We start from the raw sequence: 18,197 nt of genomic DNA on the forward strand, positions 1-18,197 counted from the left end.
CTGCCGGCCTTGCCGGCCTTGCCGGCCTTGCCGGCCTTGCCGGCCTTGCCGGCCTTGCCGGCCTTGCCGGCCTTGCCGGCCTTGCCGGCCTTGCCGGCCTTGCCGTACGCGTCCGCCCTCCCATCCCGTTGGCAGGCCCGACGACGGCAGCACGCATTTCACTGCTCGTCTCGACGCGCTCCCGGGCAGGGGTGTCGCGGATGCTGTCGGCGGGTGCCTCGGTCAGCAGGTCGTCGACCCGGACGTGGGGGTCAGCCGGGTGATCGAAGGAGCGCCGGTGCGCGTGGAGGTCCGGGCTGGAACTGGCCGTAGCGGTGTAGTGCGCTTGATGCGCGTGCGCGGCGAGGACTGAACTCCGAATCTCAGGAACGCCAGTGGCGCCGTCGGTGCGGACATCGCGAGGCCCCTGTGGCGAGCACTCTCCGTGAAGGCTGACGGACACTCAGATATCTCTGACGTATCGTCACCAATTTAAGATCATCTTGCACGCACGTTGCACAAGGTGATGAAAAACAGCGATGATCAATGGAGGGTCCCGCAAGTGTGTAACAGCAGGTCAGCAGGCATTTAGGAGTGTCGTGCCCCTCATCTCCCAGGGGCACGACACTCCTGCCGATCAGATGTCCCGGAAGATCTCGATCTGCGCACCCACCGTGTTCAGGCGTTCCGCCAGGTCCTCGTAACCCCGGTTGATGACGTAGACGTTGCGGAGCACGGACGTGCCCTCGGCGGCCATCATCGCCAGGAGGACGACCACGGCCGGGCGGAGGGCAGGCGGGCACATCATCTCGGCGGCGCGCCAGCGGGTGGGGCCTTCGACCAACACCCGGTGCGGGTCGAGGAGTTGGAGGCGGCCCCCGAGGCGGTTGAGGTCGGTCAGATAGATCGCGCGGTTGTCGTAGACCCAGTCGTGGATGAGGGTCTGGCCCTGCGCGGCGGCGGCGATGGCCGCGAAGAAGGGGACGTTGTCGATGTTCAGGCCGGGGAACGGCATGGGGTGGATCTTGTCGAGCGGCGCCTGGAGTTTCGACGGGCGGACGGTGAGGTCCACCAGCCGCGTACGGCCGTTGTCGGCGACGTACTCCGCCGAGCGGTCGTGGTCGAGACCCATCTCCTCCAGGACCGCCAGCTCGATCTCCAGGAACTCGATCGGCACCCGGCGCACGGTCAGTTCGGACTCCGTGACGACGGCGGCGGCCAGCAGGCTCATCGCCTCCACCGGGTCCTCGGAGGGCGAGTAGTCGACGTCCACGTCGAGGTGCGGCACCCCGTGCACGGTGAGCGTGGTGGTGCCGATGCCCTCCACCCGTACGCCGAGCGCCTCCAGGAAGAAGCAGAGGTCCTGGACCATGTAGTTGGAGGAGGCGTTGCGGATGACCGTCACGCCGTTGTGGCGGGCGGCGGCCAGCAGCGCGTTCTCCGTCACCGTGTCACCGCGCTCGGTCAGCACGATCGGGCGGCCGGGGGTGACGGACCGGTCCACCTCGGCGTGGTACAGCCCCTCGGTGGCCGTGATGTCGAGGCCGAACCGGCGCAGAGCGATCATGTGCGGCTCGATCGTCCGCGTCCCCAGGTCGCAACCGCCCGCGTAGGGCAGCGTGAAGTGGTCCATGCGGTGCAGCAGGGGGCCGAGGAACATGATGATCGAGCGGGTGCGGCGGGCGGCGTCCGCGTCGATCGCGGCGAGGTCCAGCGCGGCCGGCGGCACGATCTCCAGGTCGACACCGCCGTTGATCCACCGGGTGCGTACGCCGATGGAGCCGAGCACCTCCAGAAGGCGGTACACCTCCTCGATGCGCGCCACCCTGCGCAGCACTGTGCGCCCCTTGTTCAACAAGGAGGCGCACAGCAGCGCGACACACGCGTTCTTGCTGGTCTTCACGTCGATCGAACCCGACAGCCGACGCCCGCCGACGACCCGCAGATGCATCGGACCCGCGTATCCCAGCGAGACGATCTCGCTGTCCAGCGCTTCACCGATTCGGGCGATCATCTCAAGGCTGATGTTTTGGTTACCGCGCTCGATACGATTCACCGCGCTCTGACTCGTGCCGAGTGCCTCCGCCAACTGCGACTGTGTCCAGCCACGGTGCTGCCTGGCGTCACGAATGAGCTTGCCGATGCGTTCGAGGTAGTCGTCTGCCATGAGGCGAGGTTATCTCAGATATGAGATTGCACCTCCTGAGGGGCCTGTTGGGGGTGTGACGAGGGGCCATTCAGGTGACGGAGTGTCAGCCGTGCGGTGCGGGTCAGTGGCGCCTGGCGTTGCGTGTACGACGCCAGCCGAAGGGACCGGGCAGGTCCATCGAGGTCGTACGGCGTCCCGTGCTGCTGTGGGTGTGGCGTGGGCCGTTGCGGCCCCCGGTGGTGATGGACCAGGAGCGCTTGTTGATGTTCAGTCGTACACCCGGCAGGATGCGGAAGCTCTTGCGGAACGTGAGCGGCATGTGTGCCTCCCTCCCGACTACTTGACGCGGACCGGGTACCCCGCCCGACGGTTCGCATCCCTGCCGTGCGGCGGCAACTGCGCGCACCGTGCCGGGTGTTGGCTCGACCGTGCGCGTCAGCGGGGCGGCAGTACGCAGAACTCGTGGCCGTCGGGGTCGGCCAGCACCACCCAGTCGACATCGCCCTGGCCGATGTCGATCCGCGTCGCGCCGAGGGAGACGAGGCGGTCGACCTCCGCCTCCTGGTCGCCGCCGGCGGGCGGGGCGAGATCGAAGTGGAGGCGGTACTTCCCGGTCTTCGGGGCCAGCGGCGGACCGCCCCAGGTGATCTTCGTGCCGCCCTGCGGTGCCTGGATCGCGGTCTCCTCGTCCTGGTCCCAGACCAGGGGCCAGCCCAGCGCCCGGCTCCAGAAGTACCCGACCTCCTGCGAGCCGTCGCTCGCGAGCGCACCGACGAATCCGCAGCCGGCGAGAAACTCGTTGCCCGGCGGGATGACACAGAACTCGTTGCCCTCGGGATCGGCGAGGACCACGTGTCCCTCCTCCGGGAGCTGGCCGATGTCGATGTGACGGCCGCCGAGGCCGAGTGCCCTCGCCACCACCTCTCGCTGGTCCTCCAGGGACTGGCTGGTGAGGTCGAAGTGCATCTGGTTCGGGACGGTCTTCTTCTCCTGGCTCGGCAGGAAACGGAGCCGGAAGCCGGTCCCGTCGTCCGGGGCGAGCGCGACGGCGCCGTAGGGATCGTCGACGGCCTCCCAGCCCAGCACACCGGCCCAGAACCGCGCCAGACCGACGGGGTCGTGCGCGTCGAAGCAGAGTGCGTGCAGGTGGGAGGTCATGTCGGGGATCTCCGATTCGCTGACTCACGGCCGCGCACCGGGCTCGTCCCCGTGCCCATGAGGCCCACCATGCTAGGAAGGCCGGGAATCACCGTGCAACGCAAATAGAACGGCCGTGCGCGGCGCCGGGCGGAACGGCTCCGTGGGGCATCGGGTGGAACGGTCCGGTCGGGCGGTGACGGCTTGCCTGGGTGGTGGGGCGACTGGCCGGTGTGGCGGCGCGGGCGGGCCGGCCTGTGTGGCGGCGCGGGCGGGTCGGCCTGCGTGGTGGGGCGGGCGGATCGGCCTGCGTGGTGGGGCGGACCGGCCAGTGCGACCGGTACGGGCTGGCCCGTCGGGCGCGGACGGACCGCCTCGTGCCGGGCGGACGATCGGCGCGCGGCGCGGACCGGCACCTCCCTGCGGCGTGGACGGGCTACCCCTGCGAGCAAACGAACCGTCCGTGCGAGCAAAGGAACCGTCCGTGGGACGCGAGCCGGCCGCCTTCTCCGACGCGAGCCGGCCGCCTTCTCCGACGCGAGCCGGCCGCCTGTCCGACGCAAACCGGCCGCCCGCGTGACGCGAGCCGGCCGCCCGTCCGACGCTAACCAACCAACCAACCGCCCGTCCGACGCGAGCCAAGCACCCCCTGCGACACCCGTGAAATGCCCCCGACGCCGTGCCGGGACGGGCGGCGATCGCCCCTCACCCCGTCGAGATTGGCGCACGCCACATCGGGCCGGGCATGACCAGCCCGCGCCCATGTACTACTGTTATCTCGACATCGAGATATCTGCCGAGGCGCACCTCGGCCGCACGCCGTAGTCGGTCTGGCGGTAAGGGCTACCTAACTTAGCCTTACCTTAGCGGATCGGCCAAGGGGGCGTGGCGGCAGGATGCGGTGGTACGCGCACATGGAATGAAGGAGACTGTCGTGTCGGCGAACAGCTTCGACGCCCGCAGCACGCTGCAGGTGGGCGACGAGTCGTACGAGATCTTCCGGCTGGACAAGGTGGAGGGCTCGGCTCGCCTGCCCTACAGCCTCAAGGTCCTGCTGGAGAACCTGCTCCGCACGGAGGACGGCGCGAACATCACCGCCGACCACATCCGTGCCCTCGGCGGCTGGGACTCGCAGGCCCAGCCCAGCCAGGAGATCCAGTTCACCCCGGCCCGCGTGATCATGCAGGACTTCACCGGTGTCCCCTGTGTCGTGGACCTCGCCACCATGCGTGAGGCCGTCAAGGAGCTGGGCGGCGACCCGGCCAAGGTCAACCCGCTCTCCCCGGCCGAGCTGGTCATCGACCACTCCGTCATCGCCGACAAGTTCGGCACCAACGAGGCCTTCGCCCAGAACGTCGAGCTGGAGTACGGCCGCAACAAGGAGCGCTACCAGTTCCTGCGCTGGGGCCAGACCGCCTTCGACGACTTCAAGGTCGTACCCCCCGGCACCGGCATCGTCCACCAGGTGAACATCGAGCACCTGGCGCGCACGGTCATGGTCCGTAACGGCCAGGCGTACCCCGACACCCTCGTCGGCACCGACTCGCACACCACCATGGTCAACGGCCTCGGCGTCCTCGGCTGGGGCGTCGGCGGCATCGAGGCCGAGGCCGCGATGCTCGGCCAGCCGGTCTCCATGCTCATCCCGCGCGTCGTCGGCTTCAAGCTGACCGGTGAGCTGACCCCCGGCACCACCGCCACCGACCTCGTGCTCACGATCACCGAGATGCTCCGCAAGCACGGTGTCGTCGGCAAGTTCGTCGAGTTCTACGGTGAGGGCGTGGCCGCCACCTCCCTCGCCAACCGCGCCACCATCGGCAACATGTCGCCGGAGTTCGGCTCCACCGCCGCGATCTTCCCGATCGACGGCGAGACCATCAAGTACCTGAAGCTCACGGGCCGTTCCGAGCAGCAGCTCGCGCTCGTCGAGGCGTACGCCAAGGAGCAGGGCCTCTGGCTGGACCCGGCCGCCGAGCCGGACTTCTCCGAGAAGCTGGAGCTGGACCTCTCCACGGTCGTCCCCTCCATCGCCGGCCCGAAGCGCCCGCAGGACCGCATCGTCCTCGCGAACGCCGCCGAGCAGTTCAAGCAGGACGTCCTCAACTACGTCGACTCCGTGGACGAGTCCGGCAAGGAGTCCTTCCCGGCCTCCGACTCGCCGGCCGTCGCCCCGAACGGCGCCCCGTCCAACCCGGTCACCGTGACCGCCCCCGACGGCTCGACGTACGAGATCGACCACGGCGCGGTGACGGTCGCGGCCATCACCTCCTGCACCAACACCTCCAACCCGTACGTCATGGTCGCCGCCGCGCTCGTCGCGAAGAAGGCCGTGGAGAAGGGCCTGACCCGCAAGCCGTGGGTCAAGACCACCCTCGCCCCGGGCTCCAAGGTCGTCACCGACTACTTCGACAAGGCGGGCCTGACCCCCTACCTCGACAAGGTCGGCTTCAACCTCGTCGGCTACGGCTGCACCACCTGCATCGGCAACTCCGGCCCGCTGCCGGAGGAGGTCTCCAAGGCCGTCAACGACCACGACCTCGCGGTCACCTCGGTCCTGTCCGGCAACCGGAACTTCGAGGGCCGGATCAACCCCGACGTCAAGATGAACTACCTGGCCTCCCCGCCGCTGGTCGTCGCGTACGCCCTCGCGGGCTCCATGAAGGTGGACATCACGCGCGACGCCCTCGGCACGGACCAGGAGGGCAAGCCGGTCTTCCTGTCCGACATCTGGCCCTCCGAGGCCGAGGTCAACGACGTCGTGGCCAACGCCATCGGCGAGGACATGTTCAACAAGTCCTACCAGGACGTCTTCGCGGGCGACGCCCAGTGGCAGGCCCTGCCGATCCCCGAGGGCAACACCTTCGAGTGGGACGCGGAGTCGACGTACGTCCGCAAGCCCCCCTACTTCGAGGGCATGACGATGGAGACCACCCCGGTCTCGGACATCGCCGGCGCCCGCGTCCTCGCCAAGCTGGGCGACTCGGTCACCACCGACCACATCTCCCCGGCCGGCGCGATCAAGGCCGACACCCCCGGAGGCAAGTACCTCACGGAGCACGGGGTCGAGCGTCGTGACTTCAACAGCTACGGCTCGCGCCGCGGCAACCACGAGGTCATGATCCGCGGCACGTTCGCCAACATCCGCCTGCGCAACCAGATCGCGCCGGGCACCGAGGGCGGCTACACCCGCGACTTCACCCAGGACGGCGGTCCGGTGTCGTTCATCTACGACGCCTCGCGCAACTACATCGAGCAGGGCATCCCGCTGGTCATCCTGGCCGGCAAGGAGTACGGCTCCGGCTCGTCCCGCGACTGGGCGGCCAAGGGCACGGCCCTCCTCGGCGTCAAGGCCGTGATCGCCGAGTCCTACGAGCGCATCCACCGCTCGAACCTCATCGGCATGGGCGTGCTCCCGCTGCAGTTCCCGGAGGGTGCCTCGGCAGCCTCCCTCGGCCTCACCGGCGAGGAGACCTTCTCCTTCACCGGCGTCGAGGAGCTGAACAACGGCACCACCCCGCGCACGGTGAAGGTCACCACCGACAGCGGCGTCGAGTTCGACGCGGTCGTCCGCATCGACACCCCCGGTGAGGCCGACTACTACCGCAACGGCGGCATCATGCAGTACGTGCTGCGCAGCCTGATCCGCAAGTAGGCGGACCGGCAGGGCGGTCGAGGGCCGCATCCCCGCGCGACGGGGATGCGGCCCTTCGCCGTTCCCGACGGCCGGCCCGGTCCCGCCGACTCGCCGGGCGAAAACCTGGCGATGCCGGGACCGAAGGGCGAAGACTTGGGCCCATGGATGCACCGATGCGGCGCAGTGCCCCCCTCCCGTTCGTCGACGAGCACACCGTCCTCATCGAGGCGAACGCCGACGACACCTGGTGGGCCCTCGCCGAGACGCTCGACTGGGCCTTCTCCCGTCCCGCCGCGGTCCGTTACGCCAGGCTCGTGGGCTGCGCCGACCACACGGCCTCCGGCCCGCGCCCGCCCGTGGCGGGCTCGACGACGTTCCCCGGCTTCCGGACGGCGGCCGCGATCCCGCCCCGGGAGCTGACCCTCCTGGGCCGTCACCGCTTCTCCTCCTACACCTGGACCTTCCGCCTCGACGCGGAGGGCCCGGACCACGTCCGTCTGCGCGCGGAGACCCGCGCCGCCTTCCCGGGCCCGGCCGGCGGCCTCTACCGCCTCCTCGCCCTGGGCACCGGGACGCACGCGAAGCTCACCCGCCGACTGCTGGCCGACGTCCGCCGGCGCACCGAACGCTCCTGGACGCGGGGACCGGCGGCCTGAGGCGGCCCTGCGGGCGACAGCGGGCGCCCGCAGCCGTTTACAAGCGCGGCGCTCCGCGCTAGCTTCCGGAGTAGGTGGGGGTGGGAGCGCTCCCATATGGTGCGGCGGACCGGAACCCGCTGTGCCCGGACCGGCTCCCACCCCGCACCACTCATCCACGCACGGGCACCGCACACCCGCACCTTCGCACCTGGCACGCGCACGTCCCCCCACCTCCAAGCCGTACACGCAAGGAGTATCTGTCATGCACGTGACAAAATTACGATTGAGGCTGCCCAGACGCCACCAGGCACTCCTGCTCGTCCTGCTCGCCCTCGTGACCACGATCCCGGCCCTCGGCCTGGTCGTCACGGCCGGCAGCGGCAAGGCGGAGGCGCACGGCACGCCCATGAAACCCGGCAGCCGCACGTTCCTGTGCTGGCAGGACGCGCTGACCGACACCGGTGAGATCAAACCGGTCAACCCGGCGTGCCGTTCCGCACAGCAGGTGAGCGGGACGACCCCGTTCTACAACTGGTTCTCGGTGCTCCGCTCGGACGGCGCCGGCCGCACCCGCGGCTTCGTCCCGGACGGTCAGCTGTGCAGCGGCGGCAACACCAACTTCACCGGGTTCAACACCCCGAGCGCCGACTGGCCGTTGACGCACCTGACCTCCGGCGCGACCGTCGACTTCTCGTACAACGCCTGGGCGGCGCACCCGGGCTGGTTCTACGTCTACATCACCAAGGACGGCTTCGACCCGACGAAGACGCTCACCTGGAACGACCTGGAGGCGCAGCCCTTCCTGAGCGTCGACCACCCGCCGCTGACGGGCAGTCCGGGCACGGTCGAGGCCAACTACTCCTGGCGGGGGCGGCTCCCGGCGAACAAGTCGGGCCGCCACCTCATCTACATGGTGTGGCAGCGCTCCGACAGCCAGGAGACCTTCTACTCCTGCTCCGACATCGTCTTCGACGGCGGCAACGGCGAGGTGACCGGCATCAAGCAGCCCGGCAACCCCAGCGAGCCGGTACCGGGCGAGTGCGCCGCCACCCGTCGTACGACGGGCAGCTGGTCCGGCGGCTACCAGTCCGAGGTCGTCGTCACCAACACCGGCGAGGTGCCGATGCTCGGCTGGATGGTCGACTGGAACCTGCCGGCCGGCCAGCGGGTCGACAGTCTGTGGAACGGCAGCGCGACCTACAGCGGGCAGGGTGTGATGGTGCACAACGCCAACTGGAACGGGGAGCTGGATCCCGGCGAAACCGCCACGTTCGGCTATGTGGTGCAGGGGTCGGGAGGTGATACCGCGACCACCCTGCCCTGCCGGGTCGGCTGAGGGCCCGCCCGGTGCCCCGGTCCCTCCGGCAGCCGGTCCCGGCCGTCCGGTCGGGGCCGGCTGCGTCGCCGCACCCGGCCCCGACCGGGATCAGGACAACAGCTCCACCTCCGCCAGCGTCGCCGTGCCGTCGAGGACGAGGCGGTAGCGGTCGTACGCCTTCGGGGCGGTGAGGGAGAAGACCCGGGTCTGGCGGTCCCAGGCGAAGGATTCGCCGGAGCGCCTGTCGAGGGTCTTCCAGCTGGTGCCGTCGGCGGACCCCTGGAGGGTCCAGCCGGCCGGTGCCTCGTCACGGTCGGCCGAGGTCAGCGTGTACCGGACCGCCTTCGTGCGGGCCGGTATCGGAAGCGGCACCGTCCCGGCCGACGCCTTCGTCGCCGAGGTGTCGTCGAACAGCGCTCCCTCGCCCTCGACGGCGTCCGAGCGGGGCGCCGGAGCCCTGTCGTCCTTCGTGATCGACACCGGGGCCGCCTTCTCGCCGGTGCCCCAGCGGGACGGCTCCGGGCCCATGTCGAACCTCAGCGTGCCGCCCCGGGAGATGAGCGAGTGCGGCAGCGAAGTCGACGTCCAGGGCCTGCCGTCGACCTTCAGACCCTGTACGTACACGTTCCGCGCGCTGTTCCCGGGAGCCTCGACCACCAGGTCCCGGCCGTTCTCCAGATGGACGGTCGCCCTGGTGAACAGCGGGGAGCCGACGGCGTACTCACCGCTGCCCATCACCAGCGGATAGAAGCCGAGCGCGGAGAACAGGTACCAGGCGGACTGCTCGCCGTTGTCCTCGTCGCCGTGGTAGCCCTGCCCGATGGCGCTGCCGACGTAGAGGCGGGACAGCACCTCGCGCACCTTCTCCTGGGCCTTCCAGGGCTGCCCGGCGGCGTCGTACATGTAGATCGCGTGGTGGGCGACCTGGTTGGAGTGCCCGTACATGCCCATGCGTACGTCACGGGCCTCGGTCATCTCGTGGATGACCCCGCCGTATGAGCCCACGAGGTCCGGGGAGGCGGTCTCCGGGGTGGCGAAGTACGTGTCCAGCTTCCTCGCCAGCCCGCTGCGGCCGCCGTACAGGTTGGCCAGGCCCTTGCTGTCCTGGGGCGCGGTGAAGGCATAGCCCCAGCCGTTGGTCTCGGTGTAGTCGTGGCCCCAGACGCGGGGGTCGTACGCCGAGGAGTCGACCCGCCAGGCCCCCTCGGCGTCCCGGCCCTGGAAGAAACCGGCCTTCTCGTCGAACAGCCTCACGTAGTTCCGGGCTCTGTCGAGGAAGTAGGCGGACTCCTCCGCGTAGCGCTTCTCACCCGTCCTCCGGTACAGGGCCCGGCCCATCCGGGCGATGCCGTAGTCGTTGAGATAGCCCTCCAGCGCCCAGGACAGGCCCTCGTGGGTGTCGGTGGAGGTGTAGCCGAGGAAGGGGGAGGTGGCCATGCCCTTGCGGCCGACGCCCGGCGAGGGCGGGACGACCGTGGCGTTCTTCAGGGCCGCCTCGTACGCGGTCTTCGCGTCGAAGTCCACTCCCTTCACGTACGCGTCCGCGAACGCCACGTCCGACGAGGTGCCGGTCATCAGATCCGCGTAGCCGGGGGAGGACCAGCGGGAGGTCCAGCCGCCGTCCTCGTACTGCTGCACGAAACCGTCGACCATCTCGCCCGCCTGACCGGGCGTCAGCAGCGAGTACGCGGGCCAGGTCGTCCGATAGGTGTCCCAGAAACCGTTGTTGACGTACACCTTGCCGTCGACGATCTTCGCCCCGGTGCGGGTCGGGGTGTCCTGGCCGGTCATGGGGGAGAACGGCGAGGCGTATTGGTGCTTCGAACCCACCTTCTCGAAGCCGGAGTTGGGGTACAGGTACAGGCGGTAGAGGCTGGAGTACAGCGTGGTCAGCTGCTCGGGGGTCGCGCCCTCGACCTCGACCTTGCCGAGGATCCGGTCCCACTGCGCCCGCGCCCGGTTCTTCACCGTCCCGAAGGCCGTGCCGTCCGGGATCTCCTGGCGCAGGTTGTCCTTCGCCTGGTCCAGGCCGATGAGGGAGGTGGCCAGGCGGAGCGTCACCGTGCGGTCCTCGCCGGCGTCGAAGCGGAGGTGGCCCTTCACGCCGGCCGAGCCGCCGTCCGTGACGGGTGCGTCGAAGACCCCGTACACGAAGAGGCGGGTCGCGCCCGTGGAGAGCCCGGACTTCACGTCCGAGAAGCCCGTGACGATGCCCGCGTCCTTGTCCAGGGTCAGACCCGCCTGGTCGGTCACGTTGTCGAAGAGGACGCTCGCGTCGTCTCCGGGATAGGTGAAGCGCAGCGCTGCCGCGTGGTCCGTCGGTGCGATCTCGGCCCTGACGCCGTTCTCGAAGCGGACCCCGTAGTAGTACGGCCGGGCCGTCTCGTTCTCGTGCCGGAACGCCAACGCCCGTGCCGAGCGGCTCAGTTCGGGGGTTCCGGCAGCGGCCGAAGGCATCACCTGGAAGGTCTGCCGGTCGCCCATCCACGGGCTCGGCTCATGACTCGCGCTGAACGCCTGGACGGTGGGGAGGTTGTCCGCGTCGTTGGCCCGCGCGTAGTCGTACAGCCAGCTCAGTGACCCCGCGTTGGTGACCGGCGTCCAGAAGTTGAAGCCATGGGGCACGGCGGTCGCCGGAAAGTTGTTGCCGCGGGAGAATCCGCCGCTGGAATTCGTTCCCCTGGTGGTCACCGCGTAGTCGGAGAGATGCGCCTTCGGCCGTTCGGGCGCCCGCACCCGCAGCGTGACGTCGTCGAGCCAGCCGCGGAACCTCGCCGGCCCCCTGGGGGAGTCGTACGCCACCACGATCCGGTCCACGGTCCGCCCGGCCGCGACCGAGCCGATCCGTGCGACCACGTCGTTCCACTGGTTGACGTACAGCACCTTCGCCGCGCCCTGGCCGCGCGGCGACAGCGGGAACCCGTGGCCGTCCACCGCCCCCAGCTCGCTGAGCGAGGTGCCGTCGGTGAATACCAGGTCGACCGAGACGTTCGTGGCGTCGTAGTCCGGATCCCCGGCGGCCATCGACGGGAAGATCCGGTACGCCAGCTCGGTGTTCCGCTCGACGGCCACATCGACGTCGAAGATCTTGTTGTACGCGTACGCCCTGCCCTGTGCCGTGTGCCGGCCCGCGTATCTGAGGGCCCGCGCGCCGGTGAAGCCCGCGCCGGCCTTCGCGGTCGCCGAGCCGCTCGGGCCCCGGTCGACCAGCGACAGCATCTCCTTCGGCGCGGGTGCCTGCCCGCCGCCCGTGGAGAAGCGCACATCGGCGAGCTGGGTGATCATCGAGGCGCCGTTGTTCCTCGTGATGTCGAGCCGGAAGTGCCGGTACCCGGCAACCGCCTCGCCGGGGATGTCGTACGACTTCGTGAGGAACCGCTGCCCGAAGCTCTCACCGGAACGGGTGTCGAGGGTCTTCCACTCCTTGCCGTCGGTGGAACCCCGCAGGGTCCAGTCCTTCGGGTCGCGCGTCTCGACGTCGTTGGCCGAGGTCAGCGCGTACGTGACGACCTCGGCGGGCCGGTCGAGGTCGAACTCCGCCCAGCCCGTGGGCTGGAAGGTGAGCCACTTGGTGCCGGGCTCGCCGTCGACGAGGTTCTCCTTCACCTCACCGCCGCTCGTGTTCTCGCCGCTGGCCCGCACGTCGGTGACGCGGTCGGTGATGTCGCCCGGGATGCCGGTGGTGTAGCCGCCGTCGACGCCGGACGCGCGGGGGGAACCGTCCGGTGCCGTGTCGGTCGTGCTGAGCCAGTCCGGAGCCGGGTCGTCCGGTTCGAACGAGGAGCTGAACTCCCGCTCACCGGCCGCCGGCCGGTCCGGTGACGCGACCGCCGCGCCCTGCGAGGCCACCACCAGGGCGAAGGCGGCGGCGCCGAGCGCCACTGTGGAACCCCGTCCGTGCCGCATCGGCGAGCACCCTCCCTACGTCCGGAAGACAGTTCTCGATCAAGAGACGACCGAATGAGGACAACGTTGTCGACCGCGTGAACGCAGGGACCAGTAGGGGTGGAAGTGACGTGTCGTGTCAAGGGTGTTGAGTGCGCCGTCCGGGACGAATGGCGGGAATTTTCCGGTCGGGTGGCGCAAGGCCGCTCATATTTCCGCGAGGTCTCAACTCGGAAAAGACCGAAGGCGAACCTTGCATTCGATCTTGCCCCCCTGGCGGGAAGTGGACTATACCTGTCGGCGTCCGCATAGTGGTCACCCAGGTGCGGACAGGCCCTACCTGGGGGGAATTACCGGTGGTCGCGGACGTGTCCGCGCGCGGACCGCCGTCTTGCCCCTGTTGAATCCTCACGCACGACCCCAGCTTGAACCGACTGCGGTGCCGGGAGGATCCGGTTCACCGCCTGAGTCCTGGAGAAGGCGAGGACTTGAGCATGGGATCCACGACCGCTGAGAACGACCACGGCCCCGACGGGGTCGCCGGCACCGGCACCGGCACCGGCCCCGAAGGCGTAGGCCGCCGCGATCTGATCAAGCGTTCCGCCGCGCTGGGCCTGATCGCCGTGCCGACGATGAGCGTCCTGTCCGCGTGTGCCAGTGGCGGCGGCGGGGACGACACCTCCGAGGACAGCCAGGGCAAGACCTCCGCGTCGAACCCGTTCGGCGTCAAGAAGGGCAGCAAGCTCGACGTCGTCATCTTCAAGGGCGGTTACGGCGACGCCTACGCCAGGGCGTGGGAGGCCGCCTTCCAGAAGAAGTGGGGGGTCACCTCCACCCACACCGGCACCCAGGAGATCACCGGCAAGCTCCAGCCGCGGTTCAACGCGGGCAACCCGCCGGACATCGTCGACGACTCCGGCGCCCAGCAGATCCCGATCGACGTCCTCTACAAGAACGGCCAGCTCCTCGACCTCGCCGAGGTCCTGGACGCCCCCTCGATCGACGACCCGGGCAAGAAGGTCCGCGACACCCTGATCCCCGGCACGCTCGACGCGGGCATGCAGGAGAACAAGGTCGTCGCCCTGAACTACATCTACACGGTGTGGGGCCTGTGGTACTCCGGCAAGCTCTTCAAGGAGAACGGCTGGGAGGAGCCCAAGACCTGGGCCGACTTCCTCACCATCTGCAAGGAGGCCAAGGCCAAGGACATCGGCGGCCTCGCCCACCAGGGCAAGTACCCGTACTACATCAACGTCGCCATCATGGACCTGATCGCCAAGACGGGCGGTCTGGAGGCCATGAAGGCGATCGACAACCTCGACCCGAAGGCGTTCGTCGGCTCCGACGCCGCGAAGGCCGGCGTCGAGGCCATCTACGAGGTCGTCGAGAAGGGCTATCTGATGCCCGGCACGAACGGCCTCACCCATACGGAGTCCCAGGCCCGCTGGAACCAGTACAAGGCCGTGTTCATCACCTCCGGGTCCTGGCTGGAGAACGAACAGCTGAAGCAGACCCCGGACGACTTCGAGATGACGTTCATGCCGATGCCCCTGCTGCCGGACAGCGTGATGCCGTTCGAGGCGATCCGGGCCGGCTCGGGGGAGCCGTTCATCATCCCGGCCAAGGCGAAGAACCTGCCGGCCGCCAAGGAATTCATGCGGATGATGCTCTCCAAGGAGTGGTCGACACTGTTCGCCAAGGAGGCGAACTCCCTGACGATCGTGAAGGACGGGGTCGACACCGGTGTCTCCCTGCGGCCCGGTACGCAGTCGACGGTGGAGGTGTCCAAGGCCGCCGGTGACAACACGTTCCGTTACCTGTACACCGAGTGGTACAGCGAGATGGACACGGCGATCCAGAACGCGTCGAACGAACTGATGGCCAAGCGGATCCAGCCGGCCGAGTGGCTCAAGCGGGCACAGGCCGCGGTGGACAAGCAGGCCAAGGATCCCGACTCCAAGAAGAACCATCGGGACTAGTGGGGGCGTCGGAGCGCCGGGAGAGCTGCGCACTGTGGTGAGCTGCGGGTTCGTGGTGGCTCGCCGCGCAGTTCCCCGTGTCCCCCGAAATCTGGGGCGCGCCTTTCGTCTCATGGAAGCCGAGGCAGGGAAACGCCAATGCGTAAAGGACAGAACCGGTTCGTCGCGGGGTTTCTCCTCGTTCCCGTGGCGCTTTATCTGATCTTCGTGATCTGGCCGTACATCCAGACGTTCGGCTATTCGCTGACCGACTGGAAGGGCCAGTCGCAGACGTTCTCCTTCATCGGCCTGGACAACTACACGGCGTTGTTCCAGGACGACATCTTCCTCCAGGCGATCTGGCACAACATCCTGTTCCTGGTGTTCATCCCGGTGATCACCATCCTGCTGGCGCTGTTCTTCGCGTTCATGCTGAACGCGGGCGGCCGCGGCCGGGCCGGCGGGGTCTCGGGGGTCGCCGGCTCGGGGTTCTACAAGATCGTGTACTTCTTCCCCCAGGTGCTGTCGCTGGCGATCCTCGCGGTGCTGTTCGGGGCCGTGTACCGCAGCGACAGCGGAGGCATGCTCAACGGCCTCCTGCTGAAGCTGGGGCTGGTCGACAAGAGCAGTCCCGTCGAGTGGCTGAACGAGCCGAACATCGTGCTGTGGGCCCTCATCCTCGTCGTCGTCTGGCACGGCGTCGGCTTCTACCTGGTGCTGTTCTCCGCCGCGATGCAGGCCATTCCGAGGGACATCTACGAGGCCGCGCTGATCGACGGCGCCGGCCGTGCCCACACGTTCTTCCGCATCACCCTGCCGCTGCTGTGGGACTCCGTGCAGACCGCCTGGGTCTACCTCGGCATCGCGGCGATGGACATGTTCATCCTGGTCTCGACCATGACCGCGGGCGAGTACGGGGGCGGCCCCGACCACCACAGCGAGGTCATGGCGACCGTGATGATGCGCAACTTCCTGCTGTACGGCAGGAGCGGTTACGCCTGTGCCATGGGCGTCGTGATGCTGCTCCTCACCCTGATCGTGTCGGTGGTCATGCTGCGCGCCACCCGTCGCGAGCGCGTCGAGTTCTGAGCGGGAGAGACGACAGAAGTGATGAGTGCACCCCTCAAGACCGCCTCGCGCGGCGACTCGGTCCCGACCGGCCCGACGGTGGACAAGCGCCGGACCGGCCCCGGCGACGAGCGCGGCGAAGGCGTCGTGCTGAACGTCTTCTCGCACGGCTTCCTCGCCCTGTGGGCCCTGCTGATCGTGCTGCCGCTGCTGTGGCTGGTGCTCAGCTCCTTCAAGACCGACGCGCAGATCGGCGGCTCGGCCTTCGGCTGGCCCAAGCACTGGTCCCTGGACGTCTTCTCCCGTGCCTGGGACAAGGGCATCGGCGACTACTTCGTCAACACGGTCATCGTGCTGGTCTTCTCCGTGCCGCTGACCATGCTGTTCGGTTCCATGGCCGCGTACGTCCTGGCCCGCTACCCCTTCACGGGCAACCGGCTGCTGTACTACTTCTTCGTCGCCGGCGCGATGTTCCCGGTCTTCCTCGCCCTGGTGCCGCTGTTCTTCATGGTCAAACGGCTCGACATGCTGAACACCTACCAGGGGCTGATCCTGGTGTACGTCGCCTACTCGCTGCCGTTCACGGTGTTCTTCATGCACGCGTTCTTCCGGACGCTGCCCACGGCGGTCTTCGAGGCGGCCATCCTCGACGGTGCCTCGCACACCCGGACGTTCTTCCAGGTCATGCTGCCGATGGCCAAGCCGGGGCTGATCAGTGTGGGGATCTTCAACACCCTGGGGCAGTGGAACCAGTTCATCCTGCCCACGGTCCTCATGCAGCCGCAGAGCGGCGACGATCCCGAGCGCTACGTCCTCACCCAGGGCCTCATCCAGCTCCAGCAGCAGCAGGGCTACGCGTCCGACCTGCCCGTCCTCTTCGCCGGTGTCACCATCGCCATGATCCCGATGCTGGTGGTCTACCTCTCCTTCCAGCGCCAGGTGCAGGCGGGCCTGACCTCCGCCACCCTCAAGTAGCCCGGTCCGGGACCTCAAGTAGCCGCAGAGTGACATTTAGTGGTCATTCGGCGGTCTCAGTTTCCCTCAAGGACTTGACTGCGGTAACCCGTTCAGCGGAGTTTGGAGTTCACAACTTGTAAGTGACCCGGGTTCCGCGGCTGTGGCCTGGGTCACGGGCGGCGTGCGGGCCGCCCGTCCTGGGACGGGAGTGGATGAGTCGATGGAGACTCCGGGGTCGCAGTCGTCGCTGCACCGAGCAAATCTCGAGCGCGTCGTCCGGGCGGTCCGGCTCGCCGGGTCGCTGACGCAGGCGGAGATCGCCAGGACCACCGGCCTGTCCGCGGCCACGGTCTCCAACATCGTGCGCGAACTGAAGGACGGCGGAACCGTCGAGGTCACGCCCACGTCGGCCGGCGGCCGGCGGGCGCGCGCGGTCTCGCTCAGCGGGGACGCGGGGATCGTGATCGGCGTGGACTTCGGGCACACCCATTTGCGCGTCGCGATCGGGAACCTCGCCCATCAGGTGCTCGCCGAGGAGGCCGAGCCGCTGGACGTGGACGCCTCCTCGTCCCAGGGCTTCGACCGGGCGGAGCAGCTGGTCACCCGTTTGATCGAGGCCACCGGAGTGGATCGAACGAAGATCGCCGGCGTGGGCCTGGGAGTCCCCGGCCCGATCGACGTGGAGTCCGGTTCGCTCGGCTCCACCGCCATCCTGCCGGGCTGGACCGGCTCCAAGCCCGCCGCCGAGATGCGCGACCGCCTCGGCGTGACCGTGCACGTGGACAACGACGCCAACCTCGGTGCCCTCGGTGAGCTGGTCTGGGGCAGCGGCCGGGGCGTTCGGGACCTCGCGTACATCAAGGTCTCCAGCGGAGTGGGGGCCGGACTGGTGATCGATGGCAAGATCTACAGGGGTCCGGGTGGCACAGCGGGAGAAATCGGGCATATTACTCTTGATGAATCCGGCCCTGTCTGCCGCTGCGGCAACCGAGGCTGCCTGGAGACCTTCGCGGCCGCGCGCTATGTGCTGCCGCTCCTCCAGTCCAGCCACGGCACCGACCTGACCATGGAAGGGGTCGTACGGTTGGCGAGGGACGGGGATCCGGGCTGCCGTCGGGTGATCGCCGACGTCGGCCGACACATCGGAAGTGGAGTCGCCAATCTCTGCAATCTGTTGAACCCGAGCCGCGTGGTCCTCGGTGGCGATCTCGCCGAGGCCGGAGAGCTGGTTCTCGGACCCATAAGGGAGTCGGTCGGCCGGTACGCGATCCCGAGTGCCGCGCGTCAACTCTCAGTGCTGCCAGGGGCACTTGGCGGCCGAGCCGAGGTCCTCGGGGCCTTGGCCCTGGCCCTCAGTGAGATGGGTGATTCGACCCTTTTGGACGGAACCCTCTCCGCAGCTACCCCTGTCTTCACTTAGAGAACGAAACACGCCGTTGCCAACCCGTTAAGGATTTACTTCTTGACGTCGCAC

12 protein-coding genes are annotated in these 18,197 nt (G+C 68.6%); 8 read left to right on the forward strand and 4 right to left on the reverse strand.

Features of this window, described 5'->3' with window-relative positions; all coding sequences use genetic code 11:
- Positions 1-263 (forward strand): hypothetical protein (locus tag ACZ6BB_RS00985; RefSeq protein ID WP_471613211.1); only part of this gene is annotated, 263 nt, incomplete at its 5' end.
- Positions 264-616: 353 nt separating this feature from the next.
- On the opposite strand, the gene ACZ6BB_RS00990 is transcribed toward ACZ6BB_RS00985, so the two are convergent.
- From ACZ6BB_RS00990 to ACZ6BB_RS01000, 3 genes are all read right to left on the reverse strand, one after another.
- On the reverse strand, positions 617-2,146 hold the full coding sequence (locus tag ACZ6BB_RS00990; RefSeq protein ID WP_471613212.1) for a helix-turn-helix domain-containing protein: 1,530 nt from the start codon (positions 2,144-2,146) through the stop codon (positions 617-619).
- 103 nt (positions 2,147-2,249) lie between these two features.
- A complete protein-coding gene (locus ACZ6BB_RS00995) occupies positions 2,250-2,447 on the reverse strand; it encodes a DUF4236 domain-containing protein (protein WP_012999948.1) in 198 nt (65 codons plus the stop codon).
- Positions 2,448-2,563: 116 nt separating this feature from the next.
- Positions 2,564-3,286, reverse strand: coding sequence for a VOC family protein (locus ACZ6BB_RS01000; RefSeq protein WP_471613213.1), 723 nt, complete (start codon positions 3,284-3,286; stop codon positions 2,564-2,566).
- Positions 3,287-4,199: 913 nt separating this feature from the next.
- Here ACZ6BB_RS01000 and acnA point away from each other — a divergent pair.
- The 3 genes from acnA to ACZ6BB_RS01015 all read left to right on the forward strand — a co-directional run bounded on the left by acnA (position 4,200) and on the right by ACZ6BB_RS01015 (position 8,873).
- Positions 4,200-6,917, forward strand: a complete 2,718-nt coding sequence (gene acnA, locus ACZ6BB_RS01005; protein ID WP_471613214.1) for an aconitate hydratase AcnA — start codon at positions 4,200-4,202, stop codon at positions 6,915-6,917.
- Between the two features lie 155 nt (positions 6,918-7,072).
- Complete coding sequence (locus ACZ6BB_RS01010) at positions 7,073-7,555, forward strand: hypothetical protein (RefSeq protein ID WP_471614086.1); 483 nt, start codon at positions 7,073-7,075, stop codon at positions 7,553-7,555.
- Positions 7,556-7,799: 244 nt separating this feature from the next.
- The gene (locus ACZ6BB_RS01015) at positions 7,800-8,873 is read left to right on the forward strand and encodes a lytic polysaccharide monooxygenase (protein ID WP_471613215.1); all 1,074 of its coding nucleotides are present in this window, start codon (positions 7,800-7,802) and stop codon (positions 8,871-8,873) included.
- Positions 8,874-8,963: 90 nt separating this feature from the next.
- Here ACZ6BB_RS01015 and ACZ6BB_RS01020 read toward each other — a convergent pair whose 3' ends face one another.
- On the reverse strand, positions 8,964-12,761 hold the full coding sequence (locus tag ACZ6BB_RS01020; protein WP_471613216.1) for a GH92 family glycosyl hydrolase: 3,798 nt from the start codon (positions 12,759-12,761) through the stop codon (positions 8,964-8,966).
- Between the two features lie 473 nt (positions 12,762-13,234).
- Between ACZ6BB_RS01020 and ngcE the strand changes: the two genes are divergently transcribed.
- The 4 genes from ngcE to ACZ6BB_RS01040 all read left to right on the forward strand — a co-directional run bounded on the left by ngcE (position 13,235) and on the right by ACZ6BB_RS01040 (position 18,143).
- A complete protein-coding gene (gene ngcE / locus ACZ6BB_RS01025) occupies positions 13,235-14,719 on the forward strand; it encodes an N-acetylglucosamine/diacetylchitobiose ABC transporter substrate-binding protein (RefSeq protein ID WP_471613217.1) in 1,485 nt (494 codons plus the stop codon).
- 138 nt (positions 14,720-14,857) lie between these two features.
- A complete protein-coding gene (locus tag ACZ6BB_RS01030; RefSeq protein ID WP_471613218.1) occupies positions 14,858-15,787 on the forward strand; it encodes a carbohydrate ABC transporter permease in 930 nt (309 codons plus the stop codon).
- Positions 15,788-15,808: 21 nt separating this feature from the next.
- The gene (locus ACZ6BB_RS01035; protein WP_471613219.1) at positions 15,809-16,741 is read left to right on the forward strand and encodes a carbohydrate ABC transporter permease; all 933 of its coding nucleotides are present in this window, start codon (positions 15,809-15,811) and stop codon (positions 16,739-16,741) included.
- A gap of 202 nt (positions 16,742-16,943) precedes the next feature.
- Positions 16,944-18,143 carry an ROK family transcriptional regulator gene (locus ACZ6BB_RS01040; RefSeq protein ID WP_471613220.1) on the forward strand — a complete coding sequence of 400 codons (1,200 nt, stop codon included), beginning with the start codon at positions 16,944-16,946 and terminating at the stop codon, positions 18,141-18,143.
- Positions 18,144-18,197 lie beyond the last annotated feature (54 nt).

Source organism: Streptomyces sp. NPDC041108 (assembly GCF_055592645.1).

Bases quoted from the DNA above. Each gene is read 5' to 3' on its own strand.
- ACZ6BB_RS00990 (WP_471613212.1), bottom strand. From the start codon at position 2,146: ATGGCAGACGACTACCTCGAACGCATCGGCAAGCTCATTCGTGACGCC.
- ACZ6BB_RS00995 (WP_012999948.1), bottom strand. From the start codon at position 2,447: ATGCCGCTCACGTTCCGCAAGAGCTTCCGCATCCTGCCGGGTGTACGA.
- ACZ6BB_RS01000 (WP_471613213.1), bottom strand. From the start codon at position 3,286: ATGACCTCCCACCTGCACGCACTCTGCTTCGACGCGCACGACCCCGTC.
- ACZ6BB_RS01010 (WP_471614086.1), top strand. From the start codon at position 7,073: ATGCGGCGCAGTGCCCCCCTCCCGTTCGTCGACGAGCACACCGTCCTC.
- ACZ6BB_RS01015 (WP_471613215.1), top strand. From the start codon at position 7,800: ATGCACGTGACAAAATTACGATTGAGGCTGCCCAGACGCCACCAGGCA.
- ACZ6BB_RS01020 (WP_471613216.1), bottom strand. From the start codon at position 12,761: ATGCGGCACGGACGGGGTTCCACAGTGGCGCTCGGCGCCGCCGCCTTC.
- ngcE (WP_471613217.1), top strand. From the start codon at position 13,235: ATGGGATCCACGACCGCTGAGAACGACCACGGCCCCGACGGGGTCGCC.
- ACZ6BB_RS01030 (WP_471613218.1), top strand. From the start codon at position 14,858: ATGCGTAAAGGACAGAACCGGTTCGTCGCGGGGTTTCTCCTCGTTCCC.
- ACZ6BB_RS01035 (WP_471613219.1), top strand. From the start codon at position 15,809: ATGAGTGCACCCCTCAAGACCGCCTCGCGCGGCGACTCGGTCCCGACC.
- ACZ6BB_RS01040 (WP_471613220.1), top strand. From the start codon at position 16,944: ATGGAGACTCCGGGGTCGCAGTCGTCGCTGCACCGAGCAAATCTCGAG.